This window comes from Chitinophaga hostae (assembly GCF_018224885.1).
GTDB lineage: Bacteria > Bacteroidota > Bacteroidia > Chitinophagales > Chitinophagaceae > Chitinophaga > Chitinophaga hostae.
Map to the genome: position 1 here is coordinate 239,273 of NZ_JAGTXB010000010.1, position 24,323 is coordinate 263,595.

Genomic DNA, 24,323 nt, shown 5'->3' on the forward strand with positions numbered 1-24,323 from the left:
CACCATACTTTTTCATATGGGCTATATTTCCTTTATAAAATGTTTGCGAAGTTAAGAAATAGTTTGTTAGCTTTTAGATAACCATGTCATTGAACTTAAGGATTTTAAAAATAAATATTGGTACAGCGATGTGCGTTCAGTTGAAAAAAAGCCTTACCGCTTACTTTTATAATATATAATAATTACAAAATAACACAGCCTTTAGCCTGTTTATAGCGCCTGAATCCATAAAACAAGTTCTTTTTCAAATCGATAATACCACCTGAAAAATAATATAGTTAAAAGAAATATCTATTTAAAGATCAATATTAAAAGTAGGAATCAATTAATTTTACGACTGTAATATAAAATAATTACATAATGAACACAGGAACATTAAAATTGTACGATTTCGCCAGACACGATCTGCATTTACCGGACAAGAAAGCCATGGAGTTTGTAACAACCCTGGGGGAATTTTCCGAAATGCAACTGGCAAAAAGAGACCTGGATCTGGCAACAAAAACAGAATTGCTGGCAGTTAAGACGGAGCTTAAGCAGGAAATCCACCTGGTGGCCACACGGATGGACCTGATGGCGACAAAAGAGGAACTTTACGCAACAAAAAATGAACTCAAACAGGAGATCCACGCCGTTGCCACCAGACTTAATTTAATGGCGACCAAAGAGGAGCTCTCCGATGTCAAATTACAGTTAACCCGGAGCATTCATGACACTGAAACCAGGCTGACAAAACACATGTTCGCTGCGAGTCTGGGACAGGTGATAGTTATTATTGTCACCGTGTGTACCATTCTCAAATATGCCGGAATATTGAGATAACGGATCCCTTCCATCGTGTATTTCTATCTGTGTGTACTCCCCATTTTCAATGTCCCTTCCATCGTGTATTTCCGCTTCAACTACTGTGTGTGCTCCCCCATTAATCTGTGTGTACTTCCCCCTTTTTTACCCGTTCCTAAAACCTGAAATTATAGGTCACCGATGGCAAAATCGGGAATAGCGATACCTGCTTTGCGCTTACCTCTAAAGTACCATTCAACACGTTTCCCTGTTGATCGAAATAAATAAAGTAAGGATTTTTCCGGCTATATACATTGTAGATAGAAAAAGTCCAGCTGCTTTTTATACGCCGGGGCTTTTTGGGTGTTGGGGTATAAATAGCCGACAAATCCAGCCGGTGATAAGCTGCCAGCCGGTAAGAGTTGATACTGCCATAACCCTGTATCAGCGTGGTTTCCATAAAATAAAATGTTTCCGGTAAAGTAGTGGTATTACCCGTGCCATAAATAAACACGCCCGACAAAGTCCAGTGCTTATCCAGGTCGTAGGTGCCCACCAATGCCAGGTCGTGACGCCGGTCGTATTTGGCCGGATAGCGTTTACCGTCATTCAGATCCGGGAACTGCCGCCAGGTCCAGGCCAATGTATAACCCAGCCAGCCGGTAAAGCGTCCCTTTTTCTTATTCACAAACAATTCCAGGCCATAAGCCTCTCCTTTCCCAAATACGAAATCCTGTTCGGGATCAGTCAGGGAAGGCGTATACCCTTCTCTGTACTCTATCTGGTGTTCCATGCTTTTGTAGTATACTTCGGCTGAAGCTTCATAGGTATTGTTGTTGAAATTGCGGAAATAACCTGCGGAGTATTGCCACGATAACTGCGGCTGTACCAGGTAGGTACTGGGCACCCATACATCCGTAGGCAACGTGGTACCGGCATTAGACACCAGGTGGATAAACTGGTAGTTGCGTGTTACAGCCGCTTTAATGGAATTAAGATCATTCCATGACCAGCGCAGGATGACCCGCGGCTCAAAACCGCCATAGCGGATAACCGGCTGCCAGCGCCGGTATACAATGCTGTCGGTTTTATTACCGGCTGCATCCCTGGTGTACCTGGTATAGGGCCCTATCTGCATAAAACCGCTGTACCGCACACCTGCATTCAGTTGCAGATGAGGCGATATTTCCCAGTCGTCCATCAGGTATAATGCTACTTCATGTGCATATTTTTTAAATGCATTTTCGGGAGAAAATTTTGTGGTATCCTGGTTCCCTGAAACAGTAGACGGGGTAAAGGTGTGATAGATATAATTTGCACCGAATTTGATGTGATGATTCACATGTGCGTAATAGTCAAAATCTGTTTTTATGTTGGCGTCACTGATGCCGGAAGATAAACGGATATCAAAGTTATTCTGCACCGCACTGAACTGGAACTTATAGTCGTTATAGATCAATGAGGTGTTGGCAAACAGCTTTTTATTGAACACATGGTTCCATCTTAACGTGGCGGTAGTATTGCCCCAGGGAATCTTTACATTAAAAGAGCGGTCGTTATTGTTAAAGCTAAAAACATCTTTTCCAAGATAGCCGCTCAAATAGAGGCGGTCCCTGTCCGAAAAAATATAGTTCATCTTTACATTCAGGTCATAAAAATAATACCCTGAACCTTTGTAGTTCGTTTTATTAATAAATGGTTTGGTGATCAGGTCAATGTAGGTACGACGGCCGCTGACAATAAAAGAGGCCTTGTCCTTTTTCAACGGTCCCTGGAAAGAGAGCCGGGAAGCAATCAGTCCTATTCCCCCTTCTCCCTGGAATTTTTTATTATTCCCTTCTTTCATGGCAATATCAACCACAGATGACAAGCGCCCGCCGTAATTGGCCGGCATACCGCCTTTGATGAGCGTGGTATTGCGAATGGCATCTGCGTTAAACACAGAAAAAAAGCCGAACAAATGGCCTGTATTATATACCGGCGCCTCATCCAGCAGGATAAGGTTCTGATCCGGACCGCCGCCACGCACATAAAAACCCGCATTTCCTTCGCCAGCCGCCTGTACGCCGGGCATGAGCTGCAGCGCCTTGAGCACATCCACTTCTCCCATCAGGGCGGGCAATTTCTTTACCTGGATAGAGGTGAGTTCGGCGCGGCCCATATCGGTGCTTTTAACATTGGCATCTTTCCGCTTATCCGTAATCACCACCTCTTTGGCCTGGTAGGAACGGGGAAACAATTCCAGGTTTTGCGTAATATTTTCGTTGAGGGTAAGCGCAACCGCTTTGGATTCATATCCAAGAAAAGAATACAACAGGATATAGTTTCCGGCCGGAAGGGTAATAGAATAAAAACCGTAATTATTTGTCTGAACACCGGTAGTCGAGTGTAAAACCTGTATAGTGGCCCCCGGAAGGGATTCTCCGTTGGTGCTGTCTTTTATAAAGCCGCTCACGGTATATTGCTGCCCCTCTGCCTCCCTGGAGGCACACAGTAAAAAAAGGACCAGCAAGAAGGCACCATATCGTGTGAACATACCGTGTTAAATCATAAACAACAAAGTATCGTAATTTACGACTTACTGGCCACGATTCAACGATCTATTATTTATAGGTTAAACTATCCCGCGTTTCGCCACAGGTGAGCATTTTATGACCAAAATACGGATTCTGTATCCCCGGCTTATCGCTCAACCAGTAAGCGCCTTTGTCGTCAAATGCCATGGGGCAGTACTGGTGATAAATAGTATGTCCTTTTAAACCCGTATTCTTAACAAGGTCGAACAGCATATCCGATACCATCTGGAAAGCGGCCCGTTTGCCATCCAGTCCTGTTTCGCCTTCAAAACCGGCCAGTTCCGCGCTGATACTGCCGGTGATACCGGAAATATTAGCCAGGTGGGTACTGTCCATCTGCAAAAGACCTACCGGCAAACTATCCACATGCAATTTCAAATCTGTCGCCACCCGGTTGGCAACAACACTATCCGCCTGTACCAGTGCATCCGACAAACGGTAATAGGATGCCATCGCAGTTCCCAGCGAATCATAAAACACCTGGTTATAGGGCGCCTGTAAAGCGGCTGAAGTGACCGCCTGCTGCGGTTCTTCCTTTGGTGTACCGGAGTGGCATGCAACCAAACCTGTTACCAGTATTAACAATCCTACGGGAACGCCTACTTTAAAACTCATAGTTTTGTGCTTTGACGCAAAACTAAATAAATACCGGGAAATTGTCTGGCCCAGGATTAGACTGATTTTGATGATTTAAAGGATTTTTTCTTTTTGATTTTAAAAGATTAAGGGAGATATCAGCGGATATCTTCGCTAATCCTTTAAAATCAAATTATAGTTATTAAAAAATCCTTTAAATCATCAAAATCAGTCTAATCCCGGGCCAGACAGTTTCTGCGAAATCCCGACATTTATCCTTAACTTTGCACGTTTTTTATCCAATTTTTTTATTTTTTATGTTGATCGCATTACAGGACATTACGTTTGAGTTTGGATCCAGGGTTATACTGGAAGATTCTTCCTGGCACATAGAACCAGGCGACCGCGTGGGGCTTATCGGGTTGAATGGTACCGGCAAATCTACCCTGTTACGCATTATCAATGGGGAATATTCCATTTCCAAAGGAAGTATTAATAAAAGTAAAAATCTGACAATAGGTTTCTTTAACCAGGACCTGCTCAGCTTTGAAACAGATGAATCTATCCTGACAGTGGGCATGATGGCTTTTGGTAAAGCGCTGGAGCTGGAGAAAGATATTGAACGTATAACCAAAGAGCTGGAAGACAGCCAGACCGACGAATTGCTGCATGAATTCAGCGATAAACTGCATGAATTTGAAGCGCTGGATGGCTATAACATGAAGCACAAAACCGCGCAGGTATTGGAAGGACTGGGTTTTACCACTTCCGATCTTGAACGTCCCTACAGCCAGTTTTCCGGTGGCTGGCGCATGCGTGTACTCCTGGCCCGCCTGATCCTGCAGCAACCCGATGTACTCATGCTCGATGAGCCCACGAACCACCTGGATCTTCCCTCCATTGAATGGCTGGAAAGATACCTGATCGGCTATAACGGCGCCGTGATCATTGTATCGCACGACCGTTACTTCCTGGATCGTATGGTAAACAGGATCGTGGAAGTATACCAACAACAGCTGCACCACTACGCCGGTTCTTATGCCGACTATGAAGTGGAAAAAGAACTCCGCCGCGAAATGCAGCAACGTGCCTACGAAAACCAGCAGGACTATATCCGCCAGCAGGAACGTTTTATTGAGCGCTTTAAAGCCAAAGCATCGAAGGCTGCACAGGCCCAGAGTATTGCCAAAAGACTGGACAAGCTGGAACGGGTGGAACAAACTGACAACGGTCCCTCTAAAATAAAAATCAACTTCACGGTAGACAAAACGCCGGGGAAAATTTTATGTACCCTGAACAATATCAGCAAAAGCTTCGGGAACATAGAAATCCTTAAAAATACCAGCGCAGAAATCAACCGGGGTGATAAAATTGCCCTGATCGGCGCCAACGGTAAGGGTAAGTCTACCCTGCTCCGTATCATTTTCGGCATGGAACCTATGGAAGGCGAACGCGTTCCGGGTCATAACGTAGTCACCAGCTTCTATGCGCAGCATCAGCTGGAATCGCTCGATATGAACAGCGAGATTCTCGATGAACTGAAAAACTTCGGTAGTGGTCGTAATGAACTCGAATTAAGGCAACTGCTCGGCTGTTTCCTTTTCACCGGCGATGATGTATTTAAAAAGATCAGGATACTTTCCGGGGGAGAAAAAGCAAGGGTGGCACTGGCCAAAACCATTATCAGCCAGGCAAATTTCCTGATGCTGGATGAGCCTACGAACCACCTGGATATGAACTCGGTGCAGATGCTCATTGATGCGCTGAATAAATACGACGGCAGCCTGGTACTGGTATCGCACGACCGTTACTTCGTGAGCCAGACCGCCAATAAGATCTGGGAAATTGTAGACGGCGAAATCAAGGAATTCAAGGGTACTTACAACGAGTACGAAGAATGGAAAAAGAGGATGGCTGCCCAGCAGCAACAGCAGCAGGCAAGTGCAAAGGCTAACAGCAACGCAGATACGAAGAAAGATACACGGCAGCAAAATACGGCTCCTGCCGCTGAAGGCAAAGGCGCTATCAACAAAGATGTGCAGCGTGAACTGCAGAAACAGCAAAAACAGTTTTCGCAGGTTGAAGGACAGGTAGCAAGCTTGAAAGAGCGTAAAGCCAGCCTGGAAGCCAGTTTGGGCTCACCAGACATCTATAACGACAAAACAAAATTTGCCCAGGTAGAAAGCGAATACCAGGATGTACTGAAATACCTGGACCGGGCAAATCAGCAATACGAACAGTTATTTGAAAAAATAATGCAGCTGGAAGCAAACCTGACCAGCTGAGGAAAGAATAATGAATTACGAATTACGGATTTGTCCGAGATCTTCGCACCAATCCGTAATTCGTAGTTCGTAATTCATTATTCGTAATTCTTTCCTTATAATTCGTAATTTCATCTTATGCAGAAAATACTGGTAGTTGAAGACGAAGTAAAAGTGGCCAATGCCGTTAAAAAGGGGCTGGAAGAAAATGGTTTTGACGTGGATGTGGCCTATGATGGCCGTATTGGCAAAGGATTAGCCATCAGCAATAACTACGACCTGGTCATCCTTGATCTCAACCTTCCCCATCATAACGGTTATGAAATCTGTGAGGTGATCCGGCATAAAAATAACCGGGTTCCGGTTATTATGCTCACCGCCCTTGGCGGCGTGGAAGACAAAATGCAGGCCTTTGAACTGGGCGCTGATGATTACCTTGTAAAGCCTTTCGACTTCCGTGAACTACTGGCACGTATAAGGGTGTTCCTCAAAAGGGCCGGCTCCGAAGCTACCCACGGCACTCAGTATAAAATCAGTATCGCCGACCTGGAAATAGACCGGGAGAAAAAGGATGTTACCCGTGGCGGCAAAAAAATTGCCCTCACCGCCAAAGAATACCAGCTGCTCGAATTCCTCGCCATGCACAAAGGCAAGGTAATCTCCAAACTCACCATCGCTGAAAAGGTATGGGATATCGACTTTGATACCGGTACCAACGTGATTGAAGTATACATGAACTTCCTCCGAAAGAAAATAGACAAGGATTTTGAACAGAAACTATTACATACCAAAACCGGTATGGGGTATTATCTCTCTGAAGAATAACACTACCTTTTTCTGATTGAAGATCAAATACAAAATAGCGCTCTATTACACTATTTCAGCCGCGCTGATGCTCATCGCATTTGCAGTGCTGGCCTATTACTTTTCTGCCAAATCACGCAAGGCGGAATACCTCGAAAGACTGGAATACCGCGCCCGGTCCATTGCCAATGTAATTATTGAAGATGGAAATGTAAAGGTAGACCTGCTCCGTAAACTGGACCGCACCACTTTCCAGGACCTTTATAAAGAAACCATCCTGGTATATAACCCCAGCTACGACCTGCTGTATAGTAACCTGAAAGATACCACTATCCGCACGCATCCCAGGTTGCTGAACTTTATAAAGGAAAACAAATTATATAGTTATGATAAGGGAAGCGGTGAAGTAGTAGGCGTGTATTATACAGAGGGAGATGTATCGGTTATCGTCATCGTGTCCTCCTTTGATAAATATGGTTTCCAAAATCTGCGTAATCTCAGCCAGATCCTGCTCCTGGAGCTTATTACCGCTGTTATTGTATTGGTAGGTGTTGGTTATTTCTTTGCCCGCAAAATGGTGGAACCTATTGATCAGCTGGTACAACAGGTAGATAGCATCAATGCCAACAACATGCACGATACCCAGGTAGCAGTAAAAGGAAAAGATGAAATCGCCAAGCTGGGAGCGAACTTCAACACAATGCTGCAGCGTCTCAGCGAATCTTTTCATCTCCAGAAAAGCTTTGTAAGCAATGCCTCTCATGAACTGCGTACCCCACTGGCAGCCATTATCAGCCAGCTGCAGGTGGCATTGTCGAAAGATCGCTCCCGGGAAGAATACCTTGCCTTGCTGACGTCTGTACTGGAAGATGCGGAAAACCTCTCCGACCTTTCCAATGGCCTGTTACAGCTCGCCCAGTCAGAAATGCGGCAACAGGAGTTCGTACTGAGCAATGTGCGGATCGATGAGCTGCTGATGGAAATGACCACCCTGATCCGCCTGAAACAAAAAACGCCCAGCAAAGTGGAGATCCATTTTGTGAAAGTACCGGATAATGATTCCATGGTAACCTGCTATGGAAATGAAAACCTGCTGAAGGTATTGTTCCTGAACCTCATCGATAATGCCTGTAAATTTTCTGAGAATAATACCGCGTGGGTCTCTATAGATTTCTACACCCAATACATCCTTGTACAGATAAAAGACAATGGTATCGGTATTCCGCCGGAAGAAATCAATAAAATATTTGAACCCTTTTACCGTGGCCGCAACGCGCTCCAAATCCGCGGCCATGGCCTTGGTTTGTCTATCTGCAAAAAAATTGTGCAAATCCATAACGGTCATATTACTGTTACGGCTACTCCTTCCGAAGGCACCACTTTCGCAGTGATACTCCCTCACATATAATTCTTTAAGGCTTTTTTAATCTTCCTTAAAGGCCGCTTTAATTCCGCTTTGTGAGCTTTGTATCATGAAATCTGGCATTATGCGAACTATAAGGATGCTGTTAATAACAGCAAGCGTTTCCTGCCTGGGCTTTATTCAACCTACACAGGCACAAACGACACCGCAAACCGTTACGCTGCAATCCGTAGAGGATTCCTTCCTCATAAAAAACTACCTGTTACTGGCACAACGTTACCAGGTGGATGCCTCTAAAGCATTGGTACGACAAGCAAAAATGTGGAGCAATCCATCTTTCAGCACCGTATTGGGTTTTGGCAGCACTGATAAATTCAAGCCATTTAATGTAGGCTCGGGTGGCGAAACACAATATAATATCGACCAGTTAATTCAGCTGGCAGGGAAAAGAAATAAAAGCATCCAGCTGGCCGCAGCAGCCTCAAAAATGAGCGAGGCTAATTTCGATGAACTCGTTCGTACGCTTCGATTGCAGCTCCGCGAAAACTTCTACAATATCTACTACCAGCAACAAACGGAAAAAGTGTTGAACGAGCAGCTGGAAAACCTGCAGAAAATTGTGGATGCGTATGTTACTGCCGATAAAAAAGGAAGCGTGGCACATGCCGACCTCGTAAGGCTGCAGGCCCTGCAGGTGGGCATCGAGAATGATTATGCAGACCTGAAACAACAGGAACTGGAATCTCAGAAAAACCTACAGCAACTGTTACATACCAGGGATTTTTATGAGGCCAGTCTGCAACCCGCGGAACTGGCTTCATACAGCCTGGATAAGATCCAGTTGCCACAGTTGCTCGACAGCGTTGCGCAAAACCGCCCGGATGTACGCATGGCTGACATGCAATATCAAACCGCGCAGTTAAACTACCGGTTGCAGAAATCCATGGCCGTTCCGGATCTGCATGTAGGCGCCACCTATGATAAACAGGGCAGTTATACGCCCAACTTCGTAGGACTTACACTGGGAATTGACCTGCCTGTGTGGAACCGCAACCAGGGTAATATCCGCGCCGCACAACTGCAGATCGGCAGTGAACAACAACAGCTGCTTCAGCAACAGTCCATTGCACAATCCGAAGTGCTCAATGCCTATCAACGAATAGTATCGCTCGAAAAACGCTACAAAGGTTTCGACCTGCACCAGTTCCAGGGCGAGTTTGATACACTCATCTCCGAAGTGGCTAAGAACTTCAGTAAAGGAAATATCTCCCTGCTGCAGTTCATCGACTATTTCAACAGCTATAGCGACAACGCAAAAAATATCAATAAGTTTTTATCCAACCGGGTAAATGCTTACGAAGAACTCAACTATGCAACAGGACAAGAATTATTTAAAAATTAAGCGCATGAAACAGCCTATTTTCCTTATTGGCTTTTCGCTGCTGACCATCCTTGTATGGAGCGGCTGCAAACACAGCCAGGCAGAAGATTCAGAGAAGACCACCTTTGTTCTCAGCGATACAATGCTGAAAAATATACGCATTGACACCGCGCATATGGAGCCCGTACTCAATGAGATCCGCCTTTCCGGTAAGGTAACACCCAATGGAGGTAAGGTATTAAAGGTATACCCGCTGGTGAGTGGATATGTGGAAGATATTAAAGTGCAGCTGGGCGATTATGTACAAAAAGGCCAGGTACTGGCAGTTATACACAGTGCCGAAATTGCCGACTATGAGAAGCAACTGGCCCAGGCAAGGTCCGACCGAAATGTAGCGGACAAGAACCTGAAAGTTGCGCAGGACCTGTTCGACAGCCGTTTGAGTACGGAGAAAGATGTGGTAAATGCAAGAGGTGAAGTGCAAAAGTCTGATGCAGAAATTACCCGTCTCAACGACCTGTTTAAGATCTACAAAAAAGGCAAAGGCGCCACCTACCTGGTTACAGCGCCTATTTCCGGCTATATCATCGAAAAAAACATCAACAACAACATGGAGATCCGTTCGGATAACAGTGCGAACATTTTTACCATCTCGGAGCTTGATGATGTTTGGGTAATGGCCAATGTGTTTGAAACAGATATTGCCCGCATCAAGGAAGGATACGAGGCAGATGTTGTTACAGTAAGCTATCCTGACGAGCCTTTCCGCGGGAAAATAGACAAGATCTACAACTTCCTGGATCCCGCTACCAAAACCATGCAGGTGAGAATCGCCATTGATAACAAGAACATGTTGCTGAAGCCCGAAATGTTTGCTACAGTATATGTAAAATACCGGGATACAGATCAGAAAATTGCCGTGCCTTCGGCGGCTGTGATCTTCGATAACAGTAAAAACTATGTACTGGTATTCAAAGACAAGTTCAATATCGCTGTACGCCAGGTCGAAGTAGCAAAAACGGCGGGAGATATCACCTATCTGGCATCCGGGCTAAGTCCGGACGAGAAAGTAATCTCCAAAAATCAATTGCTTATTTACGATGCCCTTAAAGACTAACCCGGTAATGAAGCGTTTATTCTCCATAGGTATACTGGCACTGAGCGGCACCCGCCTGCTGGCACAGGACAGGAAAACGGACAGCATTGTTCCGTATACCTTCCACTTCCAGCAAACGCTGGTAACGCAATGGCACCCTGACTTCCAGGCGAAGTACTCCGGCGCCAACAGTTTCCGTACCCATGAAAAAGGCGCCACTTCTATTACCAGTACCCTGTATGCAGGTATCCGTCCGCTGAAAAATCTGGAACTATATATCAACCCGGAACTAGCTGGTGGCGAAGGTCTCAGCCACGCCACCGGCATTGCGGGTTTTCCCAACGGAGAAACTTTCCGGGTGGGAGATTCCAAACCTAAAATTTACCTGGCCCGTGCCTATGGCGTATATACGTTGCCGTTAACTTCTAAAACGGAAGCCGACGACGATGATCTGAACAATGTAGCCGGCACCACTCCTACCCATTACCTGCGCTTCATAGGCGGTAAGTATTGCCTGGCCGACTTCTTCGACCAGAACAACTACAGCCATGATCCGCGCACCCAGTTCCTGAACTGGGCGCTGATGAGTAATGCTGCCTGGGACTATCCGGCAGATGTTCGTGGTTATACCATGGCACTGACCGTACAATACCGGAAAGACAACTGGCAGCTGCAGGCGGCCACCTCCCTGGAGCCACTGGAAGCCAACGGACCCAAACTGAACTACCATTACGGGAAATCAAACGGAGAAGTACTGGAGGTAACGCACACGCATATACTGAATAAACATGAAGGGAATGTGCGGGTGATGGCATTTATTAACCAGGCTCCTATGGGCAACTACAATGAGGCTGTGAAGCAGGCCAAGGATACGCCCAACATCAGCGCTGTGGGAAGGGATGGCCATACCAAATATGGTTTCGGTATCAACATAGACCAGGAAATCACATCTGACGGCGGCGCTTTTCTCAAAGCATCCTGGAACGATGGCCGCAACGAAACCTGGGCCTATACAGAAATAGATCGTTCCGTGAGCGCCGGATGGCTGCAGAACGGACGACGCTGGCACCGTGCACAGGACAATGCGGGTGCAGCGCTGGTGGTAAACGGTTTGTCCGCAGATCACCGCAACTACCTGGCTGCCGGCGGCACAGGATTTATGATCGGCGACGGTCAGCTGAACTACGCACCGGAAATGATCGCTGAAGTTTTCTATCAATGTAACATTACCAGGCTACATATTGCCCTGAGCCCTGATTACCAGTTTGTGCTGCATCCTGCCTACAACAGTGACCGCGGACCGGTTAACATCATCGGATTAAGGACCAGAGTGGCTTTCTAAAGATCAGGAGTTATGAATAAATTCATTAGAAATATTGTAGCTTTTTCGCTGAGGAACAAACTGTTCGTATTCATCAGCGTGGCTACGCTGATTGCTGCCGGCGTATTTTCCTTTTTACATACGCCCATTGAAGCATTCCCGGATGTAACCAACACGCAGATCGTGATTGTGACCAAGTGGAACGGCCGCAGTGCCCAGGAGGTAGAACGCTTTGTAACACTGCCTATAGAAGTATCTATGAACGCCGTACAAAGGAAAACCAGCGTACGATCCGTTACCATGTTCGGTTTATCCGTAGTGAAGATCATGTTTGACGACGATGTGGAAGATTTCTTCGCCAGGCAGCAGGTCAATAACATGCTGCAGAATATTGGTCTCCCTGAAGGCGCAGAGCCCGAAGTACAGCCACCCTACGGTCCAACCGGTGAAATTTTCCGCTACTATCTCAAAAGCGACAAACGCGACTCCCGTGATCTGCTGACCTGGCAAAACTGGGTGATAGACCGGCAGATCCGCAGTGTGCCCGGTGTTGCGGACGTAGTGGCCTTTGGCGGACAGGAAAAGATCTACGAGATCTCTGCCGACCCGGTAAGACTCGCCAAATACGATATCACGCCACTGGAATTATACCAGGCCGTCACCAAAAGCAACGTGAATGTAGGCGGCGACGTGATCGAAAAAAACGGGCAGGCATACGTTGTTCGCGGTATTGGCCTGCTGAACAGCATTAACGATATTAACAACATCATCATCCAGAACATCAATGGCGTACCGCTGCTGGTAAAAGACCTGGCCAACGTACACGAAGCATCCGCCCCGCGGGTGGGCCAGGTAGGTATTGATAAAAATGATGACCTGGTAGAGGGTATTGTGGTGATGCGTAAGGGTGAAAATCCATCAGAAGTGCTGGTACGGCTAAAAGAAAAGCTGAAGGAGCTGAATGAAACCATTCTCCCCGACGATATTAAAATGGAAACCTTCTACGACCGTGATAACCTGATGGAGTTCTGTACCCATACGGTGATGCACAACCTCGCCGAAGGTATCATTTTCGTAACGGTGATTGTATTCCTTTTCATGGCCGACTGGCGTACTACCGTGATTGTATCCATCATTATCCCGCTGGCATTGTTGTTTGCTTTCATGTGTTTACGTCTGAAAGGAATGAGTGCTAACCTGTTGTCGATGGGGGCGATTGACTTTGGTATCATCATAGATGGCGCCGTGGTGATGGTAGAGGGCATTTTTGTAATGCTGGACCATAAGGCGCAGAAATATGGCATGCAGCGCTTTAACAAGATGGCCAAACTGGGATGGATCAAGCAAACCGGCGGAGAGCTGGCAAAGGCCATCTTCTTCTCCAAACTTATTATTATCATCTCCCTCATCCCTATCTTCTCCTTCCAGAAAGTAGAAGGCAAAATGTTTTCTCCGCTGGCCTGGACACTGGGCTTTGCTTTGCTGGGCGCGCTCCTGTTTACCTTAACACTGGTACCGGTACTCTGCTCTATATTGCTCAACAAAAATGTAAAGGAGAAACACAATGTGCTGGTAAATTTCTTTGATCGCATTGTGATGAAGGGTTTTGGCTGGACTTACCGGAATAAACGTTTAAGTATTACGCTCGCCCTGGCATTTATGGTGTTGACATTTATCTCTGCCAAATTCCTGGGAACAGAGTTCCTTCCTCAACTCAATGAAGGCTCTCTCTGGGTTACCACCGAGCTGCCCATGAGTATGTCGCTCACGGAAAGCACTAAAATGGCCCATGATATCCGGCAGGACCTTGGCGGCTTCCCGGAAGTGAAGCGGGTGCTGTCGCAGGTAGGCCGATCCAACGATGGTACCGATCCAAATGGTTTCTACTTTGTACAATACCAGGTAGATCTGGCGCCGAAAGATGAGTGGAAGCGCAAAATTTCGCAAGATGAACTGATCTCCGAAATGGAGCAGCGCCTGAAAAAATACCCGGGCATTATCCTGAACTTCTCACAGCCCATCAGTGACAACGTGTCGGAAGCCGTAGCTGGTTTTAAGGCGGCCAATGGGGTGAAAATATTTGGTGATGACCTGGTGAAGCTGGAAGCATTATCACAGCAAGTGGTGGCGCAGCTGAAAACGGTGCAGGGTATCAAAGACCTTGGCGTGATCCGGAATATTGGTCAGCCGGAAATGAGCATCAACCTGGACGATAACAAAATGGCCCAATATGGTGTAGCTACCGGCGATGCCCAGGCCGTTATTGAAATGGCGATTGGCGGTAAAACCGCTACCCAGCTGTATGAAGGCGAGAAGAAATTTGACATCAGGATCCGTTACGATGAAAACTATCGTAAAACGGAAGATGACCTGGCCAACCTTATGGTGCCTACCATCAACAACAATAAAATACCACTGAAAGAGATTGCGGATATCAAAACCATTACCGGTCCGGCTTTCATTTATCGCGATAGCAACAAACGCTTTATCGGTGTGAAATTCTCCGTGCGCGACCGCGACCTTGGAAGTACTATCGCAGAGGCGCAGGCCCGGATCAACAAAGCCGTGAAACTACCGAAAGGCTACAGCATCGGCTGGACAGGGGAATTTGAAAACCAGGTACGTGCCACCCAGCGGTTAGGACAAGTGGTACCTATCAGTATCATCGCCATCTTCATGGTATTATTTATCATGCTTGGCAGTGTAAAAGATGCCGGCCTGGTATTAATGAACGTGCCGTTTGCCCTGATTGGCGGTATCCTGGCGTTACATGTCACCAATATGAACTTCGGTATCTCCGCTGGTGTTGGTTTTATAGCGTTGTTTGGTATCTGTATACAGAATGGGGTGATCCTTATTTCGGTGTTCCATAAAAACCTGGAAGCACGGTTATCATTAAATGAATCAATCAAGCTGGGCGTACAAAGCCGCATCCGACCGGTAGTAATGACCGCGTTGATGGCAGCCATTGGTTTAATACCGGCAGCCGTTTCACATGGTATTGGTTCTGAAACACAGAAGCCACTGGCAATTGTAGTGATAGGCGGATTGATTACCGCCACCGTGTTGACATTGCTGGTATTCCCGATCATTTTTTATGGCGCATATAAAAATAAGAAGGATCAGATGTAGGTGAGATAGCTTTTAGCCATTAGCTTTTAGCTTTTAGTAAATGCAGAGAAGATTATGTTATGTTGGTCTCAACTGCATTTGCTAAAAGCTAACAGCTAATAACTAACCGCTGGTTCGCTGCATTTACTAAAAGCTAACAGCTAATGGCTAACCGCTGGTTCGCTGCATCTACTAAAAGCTAACAGCTAATAGCTAACCGCTGGTTCGCTGCATCTACTAAAAGCTAACAGCTAATAGCTAACCGCTTTAGTTCGCATATAGGTTGATAGAATGGCCATAAAAACGAAAAGGCCGGATTACTCCAGCCAATTCAATTTTATGGTCAACTACTCCGCCCTGCCGAGAAGAAACAACGCGGGGCGGATTTTTTATTCCTGCACTTTTCTGCGTCTTGACTTATTAAACATCAATCCTTTTTCCACGCCCTTGCGCATTTCCGCCTGTTGTTCGGCGGGCAGTGCGTGAACGGTCTGGCAGGATTCGCTGCAGCAGCCGTCATATTTCTTTGCACAGGATTCGCATTGGATAAACAGGAGATGGCAACCGTCGTTTAAACAGTTGGTATGGGCGTCGCAAGGGGCGCCGCATTGGTGGCAATGACTGATGATATCATCGCTGATACGCTCTCCCAGCCTGTCGTCGAATACAAAGTTTTTGCCTTTGAATTTAACGGGAAGTCCCTGTTGTTTGGCTTTGTTGGTGTATTCAATGATACCGCCTTCCAGGTGGAAAACATTTTTGAAGCCGTTGTGTAACATATAGGCGGATGCCTTTTCACAGCGGATACCACCGGTGCAGTACATAATGATGTTCTTGTCTTTTTTATCTGCCAGCATGTCTACCGCCATGGGCAACTGATCGCGGAAGGTATCGGATGGCACTTCAATGGCGCCATCAAAATGGCCTACTTCGTACTCATAGTGATTACGCATATCCACGATTACGGTATCGGGATCGGCGCTAAGGTCATTAAAGGTTTTAGCATCTACATAACGGCCACGGTTGGCCATGTCGAAGGTGGGGTCCTCGATGCCATCGGCTACAATTTTATCCCGCACCTTGATTTTGAGTACAAAAAAGGATTTACCGTCGTCGTCCACTGCCACATTGAGGCGAATGCCCTCCAGGAAGTCGATGGCATACAACTGTTGCTTAAATGCCTCAAAGTGATGCCCGGGCACACTAATTTGGGCATTAATGCCTTCATGAGCCACATAGATGCGTCCGAATGTGTCCAGCTGGAAAAGAGATGCGTACAATTGATCGCGGAATGCCTGCGGATCTGGGATTTTCGCGTACTGGTAGAAGGAAATAGTAACGCGTTTAAATGTTTCCTGCGCCAGCCGTTGTTTCAGCTCGGCGGCAGATACTCTGTTGTGTAATGCCATGTTTCACTTGAAATTTTAAGGACACCTGCGTCGTGAACAAAACTTCAATCAACCCTCTTTAATTGTAAAAGAACAATTGATTAGGGCGCAAAGGTAGTGAAATTCAGGGAAAGTCAGTAGTGATAGGGGTCCGATTCTTTGCCCCACTGATACAGGACATGCAGGGAAAACCAGGCAATGGCACTGATAATGAAGATATAACCGATAAACCCGGGAGTCCTCAATTCTACCGCACCCGGCAGATCATTCATTTCCGTAAAATAAGCGGCGGCGGCCAGTAAAATCCCTGACAGGAGCGCAATGAGGGCTATTTTTCGCATAGCAGAGAATTCAAAAGATGACGATACTTTTTGGTACATACGTGTGAGTAAAATGTGCACAGCGCTTGTCCAATTATGCTTACCTTACTAACGTAAACAATCAACCAAAAGTTCATCAAACACCAAAAAAAATATTTATTATTTTATAACTATTTGATAATTATTGTATATAACTTTGCCTTTACGTTACAACCCCGATTGGCACCCTTTTTGAAAAACAGTTTATAGAAGCAATATTGATTAACCCTAAAATGTTATGTTATGAGTATTTACATTACCTACTTTATTTATGCAGTAGTTGGTATCTGGATCTACAGATTGCTGGCTTATTTCTTTGATGAGAAGAAAGAATTGAAGAGCAGGAAGAAATAATGAAATGACTTCATTGATCAGTGCATGTTGAGATACGGGGATTTTGTTACCTGGCAGGCTTTCACAGGTGGTAACAAAATCCCCGGCATCATTATCAGTTGGTTTTAAACTTCACCACGTTACCCAGTATACCGCCAAATCCTACGCGAACGCCTATACGCGTATCTTCTTTACTCTGGTAACCCGCCACCACATCTACCCGGATCATTTTCAGGATATTTTCAATGCCCCCAAAAACCTCCATATAATTATTATCACTATTTACATAGAAGGCGTTGGCGCCTGCTACCAGGTTCCATTTCAGCCGGTTAAACAGGGGGATCTTATTGGTAAGCAGCCCATTAAAATGATGCTCTGCATTTACGGTCGTATAAAATGCTGCCGTAGTACTGTACCTGTAATACGGCGCCAGTTGAAAGCTGTTCAGGTATTTCAGGTTGTAAAATGTTTGGTTGCCATTAAAATGCTGGTAGTCCGGGATCTGCACATTCCGGTCGTTCAGGAAACCACCCACTCCCACATGGTAACGGAATTCGCCCAACAACTTAAAGTTCATATTATCCTGTACAGAAAAGCTCCACTTGTCAAAATCAACTATGCTGTTGGCTATGTCCGGAATCCCTTTACTATAGCCTATCCTGAAGGTTGGATATTTAGATCCGAAAGGAATTTTACGATCTGGTAGTTCTACAAACTGTTGCCCTGGCTGGAAAGTAAAATTCACATCCACCACCAGCGCCTGGTGCTTCTCAAATGGCACATTTGCCATTTCATAGGGGTGGTTGGGCGTAAACATTTTTTTATCGTTCCTGAAAAACACAAAGTCGGTGGTATTTTCTACCGGTATCCTGCTTTCATAATTCACCCCTACTGATAACTGATCATTTGTTTGAAACGTACGACTGTACCGCAGTTTAGCAAACCAATTCTCATAAATTTTCATATAGTTCTCCTTCAGGAGCAGGGTATAAAATTCATTGGCTATATTATCGATAGGATTATCCTGGTTGAACTGAGATACCCGCTTCCCTCCCGCCAGCGTCCAATCATTATGACCATACCGTTTACGAATCCTGCTGTCGTTCCGGAAATTAATTTCCGTATAGGCGTTTAGGTGAGTATTGCTTAATCCGTACCTGATAAAGGGTGTGATCCGCAGACTGGTTTCTTCGCCGGTATTAATCAGCAGTTCGGGTTCAAGTGCAAGCGCCAGACCTTCTACCGTATTATATTTCAGCGATTTTGCCAGCCCCCTGATATTCAGTGTATGATTTTCGATGGCGCTGTCTCTACGGAAATAATATTTGCGGCTAACACCACTCCACAAAACATTCATTACTGTAACCGGCTTTTGTTTATGCTGGAGTGAGTCGAGCCGATACCGGGAAAAGGCCGAATCGCGGGCCGCTTTGGCGATACTGTCTTTTTCGCGATAGTCTTTTACCTCATCCGGCTCCAGCGGCACCGGGCGAACACTGTCCCAATAAGCATGTTGCTGCTTATCATAGGCGGTATCATATTTCAGGAAGATGTTATCAAAAAATTTCGGCGGAAAATTGGGATGTACATCATAATCTGAATATACATTTACAAAGCTGCCTCCCATCCGGAAGCCGAATTTACTAAAAGAGATCTGCATTACCTGGTCCTTTACCCGCCACACGTCGCCGGTTACGGGCACATGTGTTTGCCGGATCTCCAGTGAGTCCATGAGCTCCAGCTGGTATTCACTGGTCAGTAACAGGTCGGCGCTGTGAATGCGCCAGTCGCCATCCGTAATAAAAATATATCCTGAAAACAGCGGCTCCTGCTTTCGTCGCGGTATAACTTTAATTTTATTCACTGTTTTGCCATCTTCTACAAATTCTCCTTCAAGACGATATTTGTAATAGGCCAGCGCATTTTCCGCAATCGGCGAGATATAACCACGGGGCCCCATCTGGGTGATAACAGCCGATACGTTGTTATCATAAAAGCTGATGATAGCCGGAAAGCTCAGCCCAAATCCGCCACCACTTTTGCGGGAAGAAATTACTTCCAGCTTTATTTTATCCGGCAACCGGGCAGATATTTTGGTCATCGATTCCGAAAGAAAGATCATTCCTTTACCGGTACTGTCAACCCCCATATCTGCTTTATCCACCTTCTGTCCAAAGAATTTTCCCGGCACATTTTTCATGCCGATGGTGCCTTTGATATAGGACATACAAGTATATTCCTTTACCTGTTCCTGGTAGAAATGCCGTTTCTTAATGGCCTGGCGGATGATGGCATAGGCGGGGTCTTCCCCTCCCGCTTTCACCACTACTTCCCTTATCTGCATGTTTACCGGCTGAAGACGGAAATCCAGTGTTTGCGTAGCTGCGTTGACGTTAACCGGTAATTCCGTTCTGCGGAAACCGATGTACTGGCATACTACGGTATATTGACCTGGCGTCAGTTCCAGGTGGTATTGCCCGGCGGCGTTGGTAGTGGTACCTGTAGTCGTACCTTTAATAAAGATGGTAGCGAAAGGAAGCGGGTTATCTTTTTCGTCTGTTACACGGCCTCTGATCACATTGGCCTGACAATAGACGGAAATGAAGATGCAAAACAGGGCAGACAGATATTTGATCATATTCCCAAATGTAACGGCGAACAGTTTACCAGCCTATCCGGCAAACCGTTTTATCAGAATTTTAACAACCATGATAAGCTATCAGGCGAGTTTCTTATCTGTGCTTTTTGCGGCTCTCAGGAAGGCGGCAGTGCTCGCGGCAAAACCGGCTACCAGTCCTCCGAGTACACCGCTTACCACTCCCATCAACGGAGCGCTCCTTACCTTAAGGATCATCTCACTCATACGGTTTGCCAGCAGGTGATCATTTCTTACATCGGTATAAAACGCCAGGATCATCCACAACACAAATATGCTGAGAAAGGCACTGAAAAAGGATTTTCCAGGAGATAATGGCATCAGCAGGGTAACGAGGAAAGCAACGAGTGCCACACTCCACCAGGGCAATACCATACCGGCTACATAAGCCACAATGAGGATCAGGAGAAAATGCGCAAAGGATTTCATTATTCTAATATAAGTAGAAAAGTTCAAAGAAAAGGAAGGTTAGTCGCAATAAAGGAAGCGTTTTCTGAATCGTTTGAAAAGGTCGGGAGAAATGACAAGCTTCCCTTTACTCAATAGCAGCTGATTTGGTGTTACCTCATCAGTTAAAGACCATACCGCGTCTCCGGACTTTCCATCTACCAACTGGAAGAAGAAAATTTTATTGTTTTTTGTAAGCAAGTTAGCGCCTGCTTCTGAAGCAGAGGCCATGGCAATCGCTGATACGGCCGCAGCAATTGGTGAACCTCCTATCCCGCTGGATCTGCTGCGACCTACCGGCAAGGTACGTGTCATGGTCGTTACAACACAGGCATCAACTTTTAATAGTTTTGAAATGGCTGACAGATCCAGGTATGGGACTTTCAGAAAGTCCACCCCTCGGCTCTTCAGCAAACTATCCGTCATCTGCCATGGCTGCACTTCTACCAGCAATCGGTTGGTATCCCTCGTTATCGTTTTATAAAGCTCTTCCTGCAACTGCATACCATACTTTATTTCGAGCAAACTGAATGCCTCACGACTGCTATCAGTCAGATTCCTGTATTCGGCAAACATTGCTCTGAAAGGCAATATTGCTATAATCTTATGATCATAATTACCTTGCCCTGATGTATACAGCGGCAGGGCGCTAACCAACAAAAACAGGAAGAATATCTTTCTCATAGAGGGGATATCTATCAAACAATTATTAACAGTAAAACTGTCAACTATTTATGAAAGGGCTGATTCATTAAATGGGGCGTTTTATTCCTATGCCAGTACGTCGGGATATTTATTACCTGTTTTGCGGAAATGCAACAGGTACGGGTATATTATTTTATTGGAGCTGACCAGGGCGCATGTTGGGTAAATACATTCCGAACTATTATCCTGCCCTTCCGGTCAGCTCCGCTTTTTATTTCTACTTACTCTTTTCCAATGCCTGTTCTATGTCTTCCAGGATATCCTTAATATTCTCCAGTCCTACCGAAATACGTATCAGACCGGGTGTGATACCGGCGATCGCTCTTTCATCCTCACTCAGTTTTGCATGGGTAGTGCTGGCCGGGTGGGAAGCTATGCTGCGGCTGTCGCCCAGGTTGGCGGTAAGCGATAACAGTTGCAGCGCATCCAGGAACTTTACGCCCTGCTGCAGACCGCCTTTCAGCTCAAAGCATACAATACCGCCGCCACCGCTCATTTGTTTTTTGGCAATATCATATTGCGGGTGACTTGGAAGGAAGGGATATTTTACCGACAGCAGGTGCGGGTTAGTTTCCAGCGCCTGGGCCAGTTTGAAGGCACTTTCCGAATGACGCTCCATTCTCACGTATAGGGTTTCCAGGCTTTTGCTCAGCACCCAGGCGTTAAATGGCGACATTGCGGGACCGGTGCTCCTGCAGAAGGTATGGATCTCTTTGATAAGCTCTTTCTTACCTACAATCACCCCACCGAGTACACGTCCTTGTCCGTCGATCCACTTGGTAGCCGAATGGGTTACCAGGTGCGCACCGGCGGCTATAGGACGCTGTAATACGGGCGTAGCAAAACAGTTATCAACGTTCAGGATAATATTGTGTTTGTTGGCGATGTTTGCCAACAGCTCCAGGTCAATGATTTCCAGCCCGGGATTGGAAGGTGTTTCCACAAAAATCATCCGGGTATTGGGCTTGATCATGGCTTCTATACCGGCGGGATCAGTCATATCGAAATAGGAAGTTTCAATGCCCCATTTAGGCAGGAACTTCGTGATCACAGTATGAGTAGAGCCGAAGATGGAGCGGGCAGACAGTAAATGATCACCTGCTTTAAGCAGGGCCATAAAACCGGCGAAAATAGCGCTCATACCGGAAGCGGTCGCATAACCGGCTTCGCCACCCTCGAGGGCGCACATCTTTTGCACAAATTCGTCGACATTCGGGTTGCTGAAACGGCTATAGATGTTAAAGTCGGTTTCATCCGCGAATGTAGCGCGCATCTCTTCTGCATTATCAAAACAAAAACTGGAAGTAAGGAACATTGGGGAAGCGTGTTCCATCTGATCAGTTCTGGGTATTTGAATTCTTACAGCATTGGTATCCGGTTGGTATTGATTTCTGTCTTTGCTCATGGATATGGAATTACAGCAGTTTATGCGTTCAGTTTCACTTCCCAGGTCAGTTTTGTTTTTCCCTGACGCAGGGTTTCCGCTACAGAACAATATTTGTTCATAGACAACTCTACAGCACGAGCAGCTTTGTCGGGATCGATGTTACCGGTGAAATAGAAAACCAGGTGGGCAGATTCCCAGAGAGATGGTTCTTTTCCTTTTTCCCTTTCTGCTTCAATTTCGATACGGAAATCGGTTACTTCCTGGCGCTGTTTTTTCAGGATCATCATCACGTCGATGGCAGAACAGCCGCCAAGGCCCATGATCACCATTTGCATGGGTCTTACCCCGTTATTTTTACCGCCATTCTCCAGAGATGAGTCCATCAGTACCTTGTGGCCGTTTTCATCTACTGCCTCCATATTAAATCCGTCGTCTACTCTTTGTAATGCTATCTTCATGATTATTGAGTTTCTGCAACAAAGATAAAATAAAAGTATTACGAATTACGAATTACGAATTACGGATATACGGGGAGCTGTATTTCATAATTCGTCATTCGTAATTTCTAATTTGTAATTCTGAATTTGTAGTTTTGCGCAAATTCAAAGAAGCATTGTCGGCAAAGGTATTTCACAGTAAAGCAGCATTCCGGTTAGAGTCCGGCGAGGTATTACCCGAATTACATATCGCGTATCATACGTATGGTACTATGAATGAGGATGGCAGTAATGTGGTATGGGTTTGTCATGCCTTAACGGCAAACAGCGATGTAGCTGACTGGTGGACGGGACTTATAGGCGCCGGCAAAGCTATAGATCCTGCCCGACATTTTATTGTATGTGCAAATATTATCGGCTCCTGTTACGGCAGCAGCGGTCCGCATACCACTAACCCGGAAACCGGAAGCCCCTGGTATCAAAGCTTTCCGGCCGTTACCATCCGTGATATGGTGCAGGCACATGTGTTATTAAGACAACACCTCCGGATTCCGCGCATTCAATTGCTGATTGGTGGCTCTATGGGCGGTTACCAGGCCCTGGAATGGGCGCTTACGGAACCCGGCATAATCGGGCGTTTGTTCCTGTTATGTACCGGCGCCGCCGAAAGCGCCTGGGGTATTGCCATCCACACGGCTCAGCGGCTGGCCATAGAGGCCGACAGCAGCTGGCAGGAAAACTGCCACAGCGCAGGATCCAAAGGCCTTAAAGCGGCAAGGGCCATTGGTATGCTTACCTACCGGAACTATCAAACCTTTGTAAAGGCACAGTCGGACGAGGACAAGGAAAAGACAGATCACTTCCGGGCTTCTTCCTATATCAACTACCAGGGTGATAAACTGGTAAAACGCTTCAACGCCCAAACTTACTGGCTCCTGACCAAAGCGATGGACAGCCACAACATTGCACGCGGGCGTCATGAAAATATTACAGCTACACTTTCACATATTCAGCAACCTGCACTGCTGATTGGCATCAGCAGCGATATTTTATGCCCGCCGGAGGAACAACAGCTGATGGCGGCCCATCTCCCCCATGCAACTTATCATGAAATAGACTCTTCGTACGGGCATGATGGTTTCCTCATAGAATTTGAAAAAATAGGCCAGATTCTACGGGAATGGATGGACTAAATAGGCATTGTTTTTCAGCGACATAGATCAAAAAAAAATGCAGTGGATTACTCCACTGCATTTTTTTTATTCCCGGTTTGCCGGGACCCCCCAAAACAAGTTTTTTTCGTTATATTTAAATTGACCAAATCTAAACCCATTAA

Annotated in this window: 18 protein-coding genes; 9 read left to right on the plus strand and 9 right to left on the minus strand. The window is 46.1% G+C overall.

Translation table 11 applies throughout. The features are described 5' to 3' along the window. Positions 1–360: 360 nt before the first annotated feature. Positions 361–822, plus strand: coding sequence for a hypothetical protein (locus tag KE626_RS20795; RefSeq protein WP_211974856.1), 462 nt, complete (start codon positions 361–363; stop codon positions 820–822). Positions 823–958: 136 nt separating this feature from the next. Here KE626_RS20795 and KE626_RS20800 read toward each other — a convergent pair whose 3' ends face one another. Further along, positions 959–3,319, minus strand: a complete 2,361-nt coding sequence (locus tag KE626_RS20800) for a TonB-dependent receptor (RefSeq protein WP_211974857.1) — start codon at positions 3,317–3,319, stop codon at positions 959–961. A 67-nt stretch (positions 3,320–3,386) separates the two neighbouring features. Beyond that, complete coding sequence (locus KE626_RS20805) at positions 3,387–3,974, minus strand: DUF3347 domain-containing protein (RefSeq protein WP_211974858.1); 588 nt, start codon at positions 3,972–3,974, stop codon at positions 3,387–3,389. A 278-nt stretch (positions 3,975–4,252) separates the two neighbouring features. On the opposite strand from KE626_RS20805, the gene KE626_RS20810 reads away from it, so the two are divergent. The 7 genes from KE626_RS20810 (at position 4,253) to KE626_RS20840 (ending at position 15,296) form a co-directional block, all read left to right on the plus strand. After that, positions 4,253–6,220 (plus strand): ABC-F family ATP-binding cassette domain-containing protein, encoded by a 1,968-nt coding sequence (locus KE626_RS20810; protein WP_211974859.1) that lies wholly within the window; start codon positions 4,253–4,255, stop codon positions 6,218–6,220. Positions 6,221–6,337: 117 nt separating this feature from the next. After that, on the plus strand, positions 6,338–7,024 hold the full coding sequence (locus tag KE626_RS20815) for a response regulator (RefSeq protein WP_211974860.1): 687 nt from the start codon (positions 6,338–6,340) through the stop codon (positions 7,022–7,024). 16 nt (positions 7,025–7,040) lie between these two features. Further along, positions 7,041–8,411: a HAMP domain-containing sensor histidine kinase gene (locus KE626_RS20820; RefSeq protein WP_211974861.1), complete on the plus strand. Its 1,371-nt coding sequence runs from the start codon at positions 7,041–7,043 to the stop codon at positions 8,409–8,411. Between the two features lie 79 nt (positions 8,412–8,490). Then, positions 8,491–9,768: a TolC family protein gene (locus tag KE626_RS20825; RefSeq protein WP_211974862.1), complete on the plus strand. Its 1,278-nt coding sequence runs from the start codon at positions 8,491–8,493 to the stop codon at positions 9,766–9,768. A gap of 4 nt (positions 9,769–9,772) precedes the next feature. Next, positions 9,773–10,864, plus strand: coding sequence for an efflux RND transporter periplasmic adaptor subunit (locus KE626_RS20830; RefSeq protein WP_211974863.1), 1,092 nt, complete (start codon positions 9,773–9,775; stop codon positions 10,862–10,864). A gap of 7 nt (positions 10,865–10,871) precedes the next feature. Then, positions 10,872–12,185: a carbohydrate porin gene (locus tag KE626_RS20835; RefSeq protein ID WP_211974864.1), complete on the plus strand. Its 1,314-nt coding sequence runs from the start codon at positions 10,872–10,874 to the stop codon at positions 12,183–12,185. 12 nt (positions 12,186–12,197) lie between these two features. Further along, positions 12,198–15,296, plus strand: a complete 3,099-nt coding sequence (locus tag KE626_RS20840; protein WP_211974865.1) for an efflux RND transporter permease subunit — start codon at positions 12,198–12,200, stop codon at positions 15,294–15,296. A 368-nt stretch (positions 15,297–15,664) separates the two neighbouring features. On the opposite strand, the gene trhO is transcribed toward KE626_RS20840, so the two are convergent. From trhO to KE626_RS20875, 7 genes are all read right to left on the minus strand, one after another. Next, positions 15,665–16,684 carry an oxygen-dependent tRNA uridine(34) hydroxylase TrhO gene (gene trhO, locus KE626_RS20845; protein WP_211974866.1) on the minus strand — a complete coding sequence of 340 codons (1,020 nt, stop codon included), beginning with the start codon at positions 16,682–16,684 and terminating at the stop codon, positions 15,665–15,667. A gap of 113 nt (positions 16,685–16,797) precedes the next feature. Then, positions 16,798–17,004 carry a hypothetical protein gene (locus KE626_RS20850; protein WP_211974867.1) on the minus strand — a complete coding sequence of 69 codons (207 nt, stop codon included), beginning with the start codon at positions 17,002–17,004 and terminating at the stop codon, positions 16,798–16,800. A gap of 466 nt (positions 17,005–17,470) precedes the next feature. Then, positions 17,471–19,993 (minus strand): DUF5686 and carboxypeptidase regulatory-like domain-containing protein, encoded by a 2,523-nt coding sequence (locus KE626_RS20855; RefSeq protein ID WP_211974868.1) that lies wholly within the window; start codon positions 19,991–19,993, stop codon positions 17,471–17,473. 81 nt (positions 19,994–20,074) lie between these two features. Continuing rightward, positions 20,075–20,440 (minus strand): hypothetical protein, encoded by a 366-nt coding sequence (locus tag KE626_RS20860; RefSeq protein ID WP_211974869.1) that lies wholly within the window; start codon positions 20,438–20,440, stop codon positions 20,075–20,077. 39 nt (positions 20,441–20,479) lie between these two features. Next, positions 20,480–21,142 (minus strand): hypothetical protein, encoded by a 663-nt coding sequence (locus KE626_RS20865; RefSeq protein ID WP_211974870.1) that lies wholly within the window; start codon positions 21,140–21,142, stop codon positions 20,480–20,482. Positions 21,143–21,380: 238 nt separating this feature from the next. Beyond that, positions 21,381–22,568 (minus strand): O-succinylhomoserine sulfhydrylase, encoded by a 1,188-nt coding sequence (locus KE626_RS20870; protein ID WP_211974871.1) that lies wholly within the window; start codon positions 22,566–22,568, stop codon positions 21,381–21,383. Positions 22,569–22,588: 20 nt separating this feature from the next. After that, a complete protein-coding gene (locus tag KE626_RS20875; RefSeq protein WP_211974872.1) occupies positions 22,589–23,008 on the minus strand; it encodes an OsmC family protein in 420 nt (139 codons plus the stop codon). Positions 23,009–23,142: 134 nt separating this feature from the next. Here KE626_RS20875 and metX point away from each other — a divergent pair, with 134 nt between their 5' ends. Next, positions 23,143–24,180, plus strand: a complete 1,038-nt coding sequence (metX, locus tag KE626_RS20880) for a homoserine O-acetyltransferase MetX (RefSeq protein WP_211974873.1) — start codon at positions 23,143–23,145, stop codon at positions 24,178–24,180. Positions 24,181–24,323: the final 143 nt, after the last annotated feature.

Bases quoted from the DNA above. Each gene is read 5' to 3' on its own strand.
- KE626_RS20855 (WP_211974868.1), bottom strand. From the start codon at position 19,993: ATGATCAAATATCTGTCTGCCCTGTTTTGCATCTTCATTTCCGTCTAT.
- KE626_RS20825 (WP_211974862.1), top strand. From the start codon at position 8,491: ATGCGAACTATAAGGATGCTGTTAATAACAGCAAGCGTTTCCTGCCTG.
- KE626_RS20875 (WP_211974872.1), bottom strand. From the start codon at position 23,008: ATGAAGATAGCATTACAAAGAGTAGACGACGGATTTAATATGGAGGCA.
- KE626_RS20810 (WP_211974859.1), top strand. From the start codon at position 4,253: ATGTTGATCGCATTACAGGACATTACGTTTGAGTTTGGATCCAGGGTT.
- KE626_RS20835 (WP_211974864.1), top strand. From the start codon at position 10,872: ATGAAGCGTTTATTCTCCATAGGTATACTGGCACTGAGCGGCACCCGC.
- KE626_RS20795 (WP_211974856.1), top strand. From the start codon at position 361: ATGAACACAGGAACATTAAAATTGTACGATTTCGCCAGACACGATCTG.
- KE626_RS20840 (WP_211974865.1), top strand. From the start codon at position 12,198: ATGAATAAATTCATTAGAAATATTGTAGCTTTTTCGCTGAGGAACAAA.
- KE626_RS20870 (WP_211974871.1), bottom strand. From the start codon at position 22,568: ATGAGCAAAGACAGAAATCAATACCAACCGGATACCAATGCTGTAAGA.
- KE626_RS20865 (WP_211974870.1), bottom strand. From the start codon at position 21,142: ATGAGAAAGATATTCTTCCTGTTTTTGTTGGTTAGCGCCCTGCCGCTG.
- trhO (WP_211974866.1), bottom strand. From the start codon at position 16,684: ATGGCATTACACAACAGAGTATCTGCCGCCGAGCTGAAACAACGGCTG.
- KE626_RS20805 (WP_211974858.1), bottom strand. From the start codon at position 3,974: ATGAGTTTTAAAGTAGGCGTTCCCGTAGGATTGTTAATACTGGTAACA.
- KE626_RS20800 (WP_211974857.1), bottom strand. From the start codon at position 3,319: ATGTTCACACGATATGGTGCCTTCTTGCTGGTCCTTTTTTTACTGTGT.
- KE626_RS20830 (WP_211974863.1), top strand. From the start codon at position 9,773: ATGAAACAGCCTATTTTCCTTATTGGCTTTTCGCTGCTGACCATCCTT.
- KE626_RS20860 (WP_211974869.1), bottom strand. From the start codon at position 20,440: ATGAAATCCTTTGCGCATTTTCTCCTGATCCTCATTGTGGCTTATGTA.
- KE626_RS20815 (WP_211974860.1), top strand. From the start codon at position 6,338: ATGCAGAAAATACTGGTAGTTGAAGACGAAGTAAAAGTGGCCAATGCC.
- KE626_RS20850 (WP_211974867.1), bottom strand. From the start codon at position 17,004: ATGCGAAAAATAGCCCTCATTGCGCTCCTGTCAGGGATTTTACTGGCC.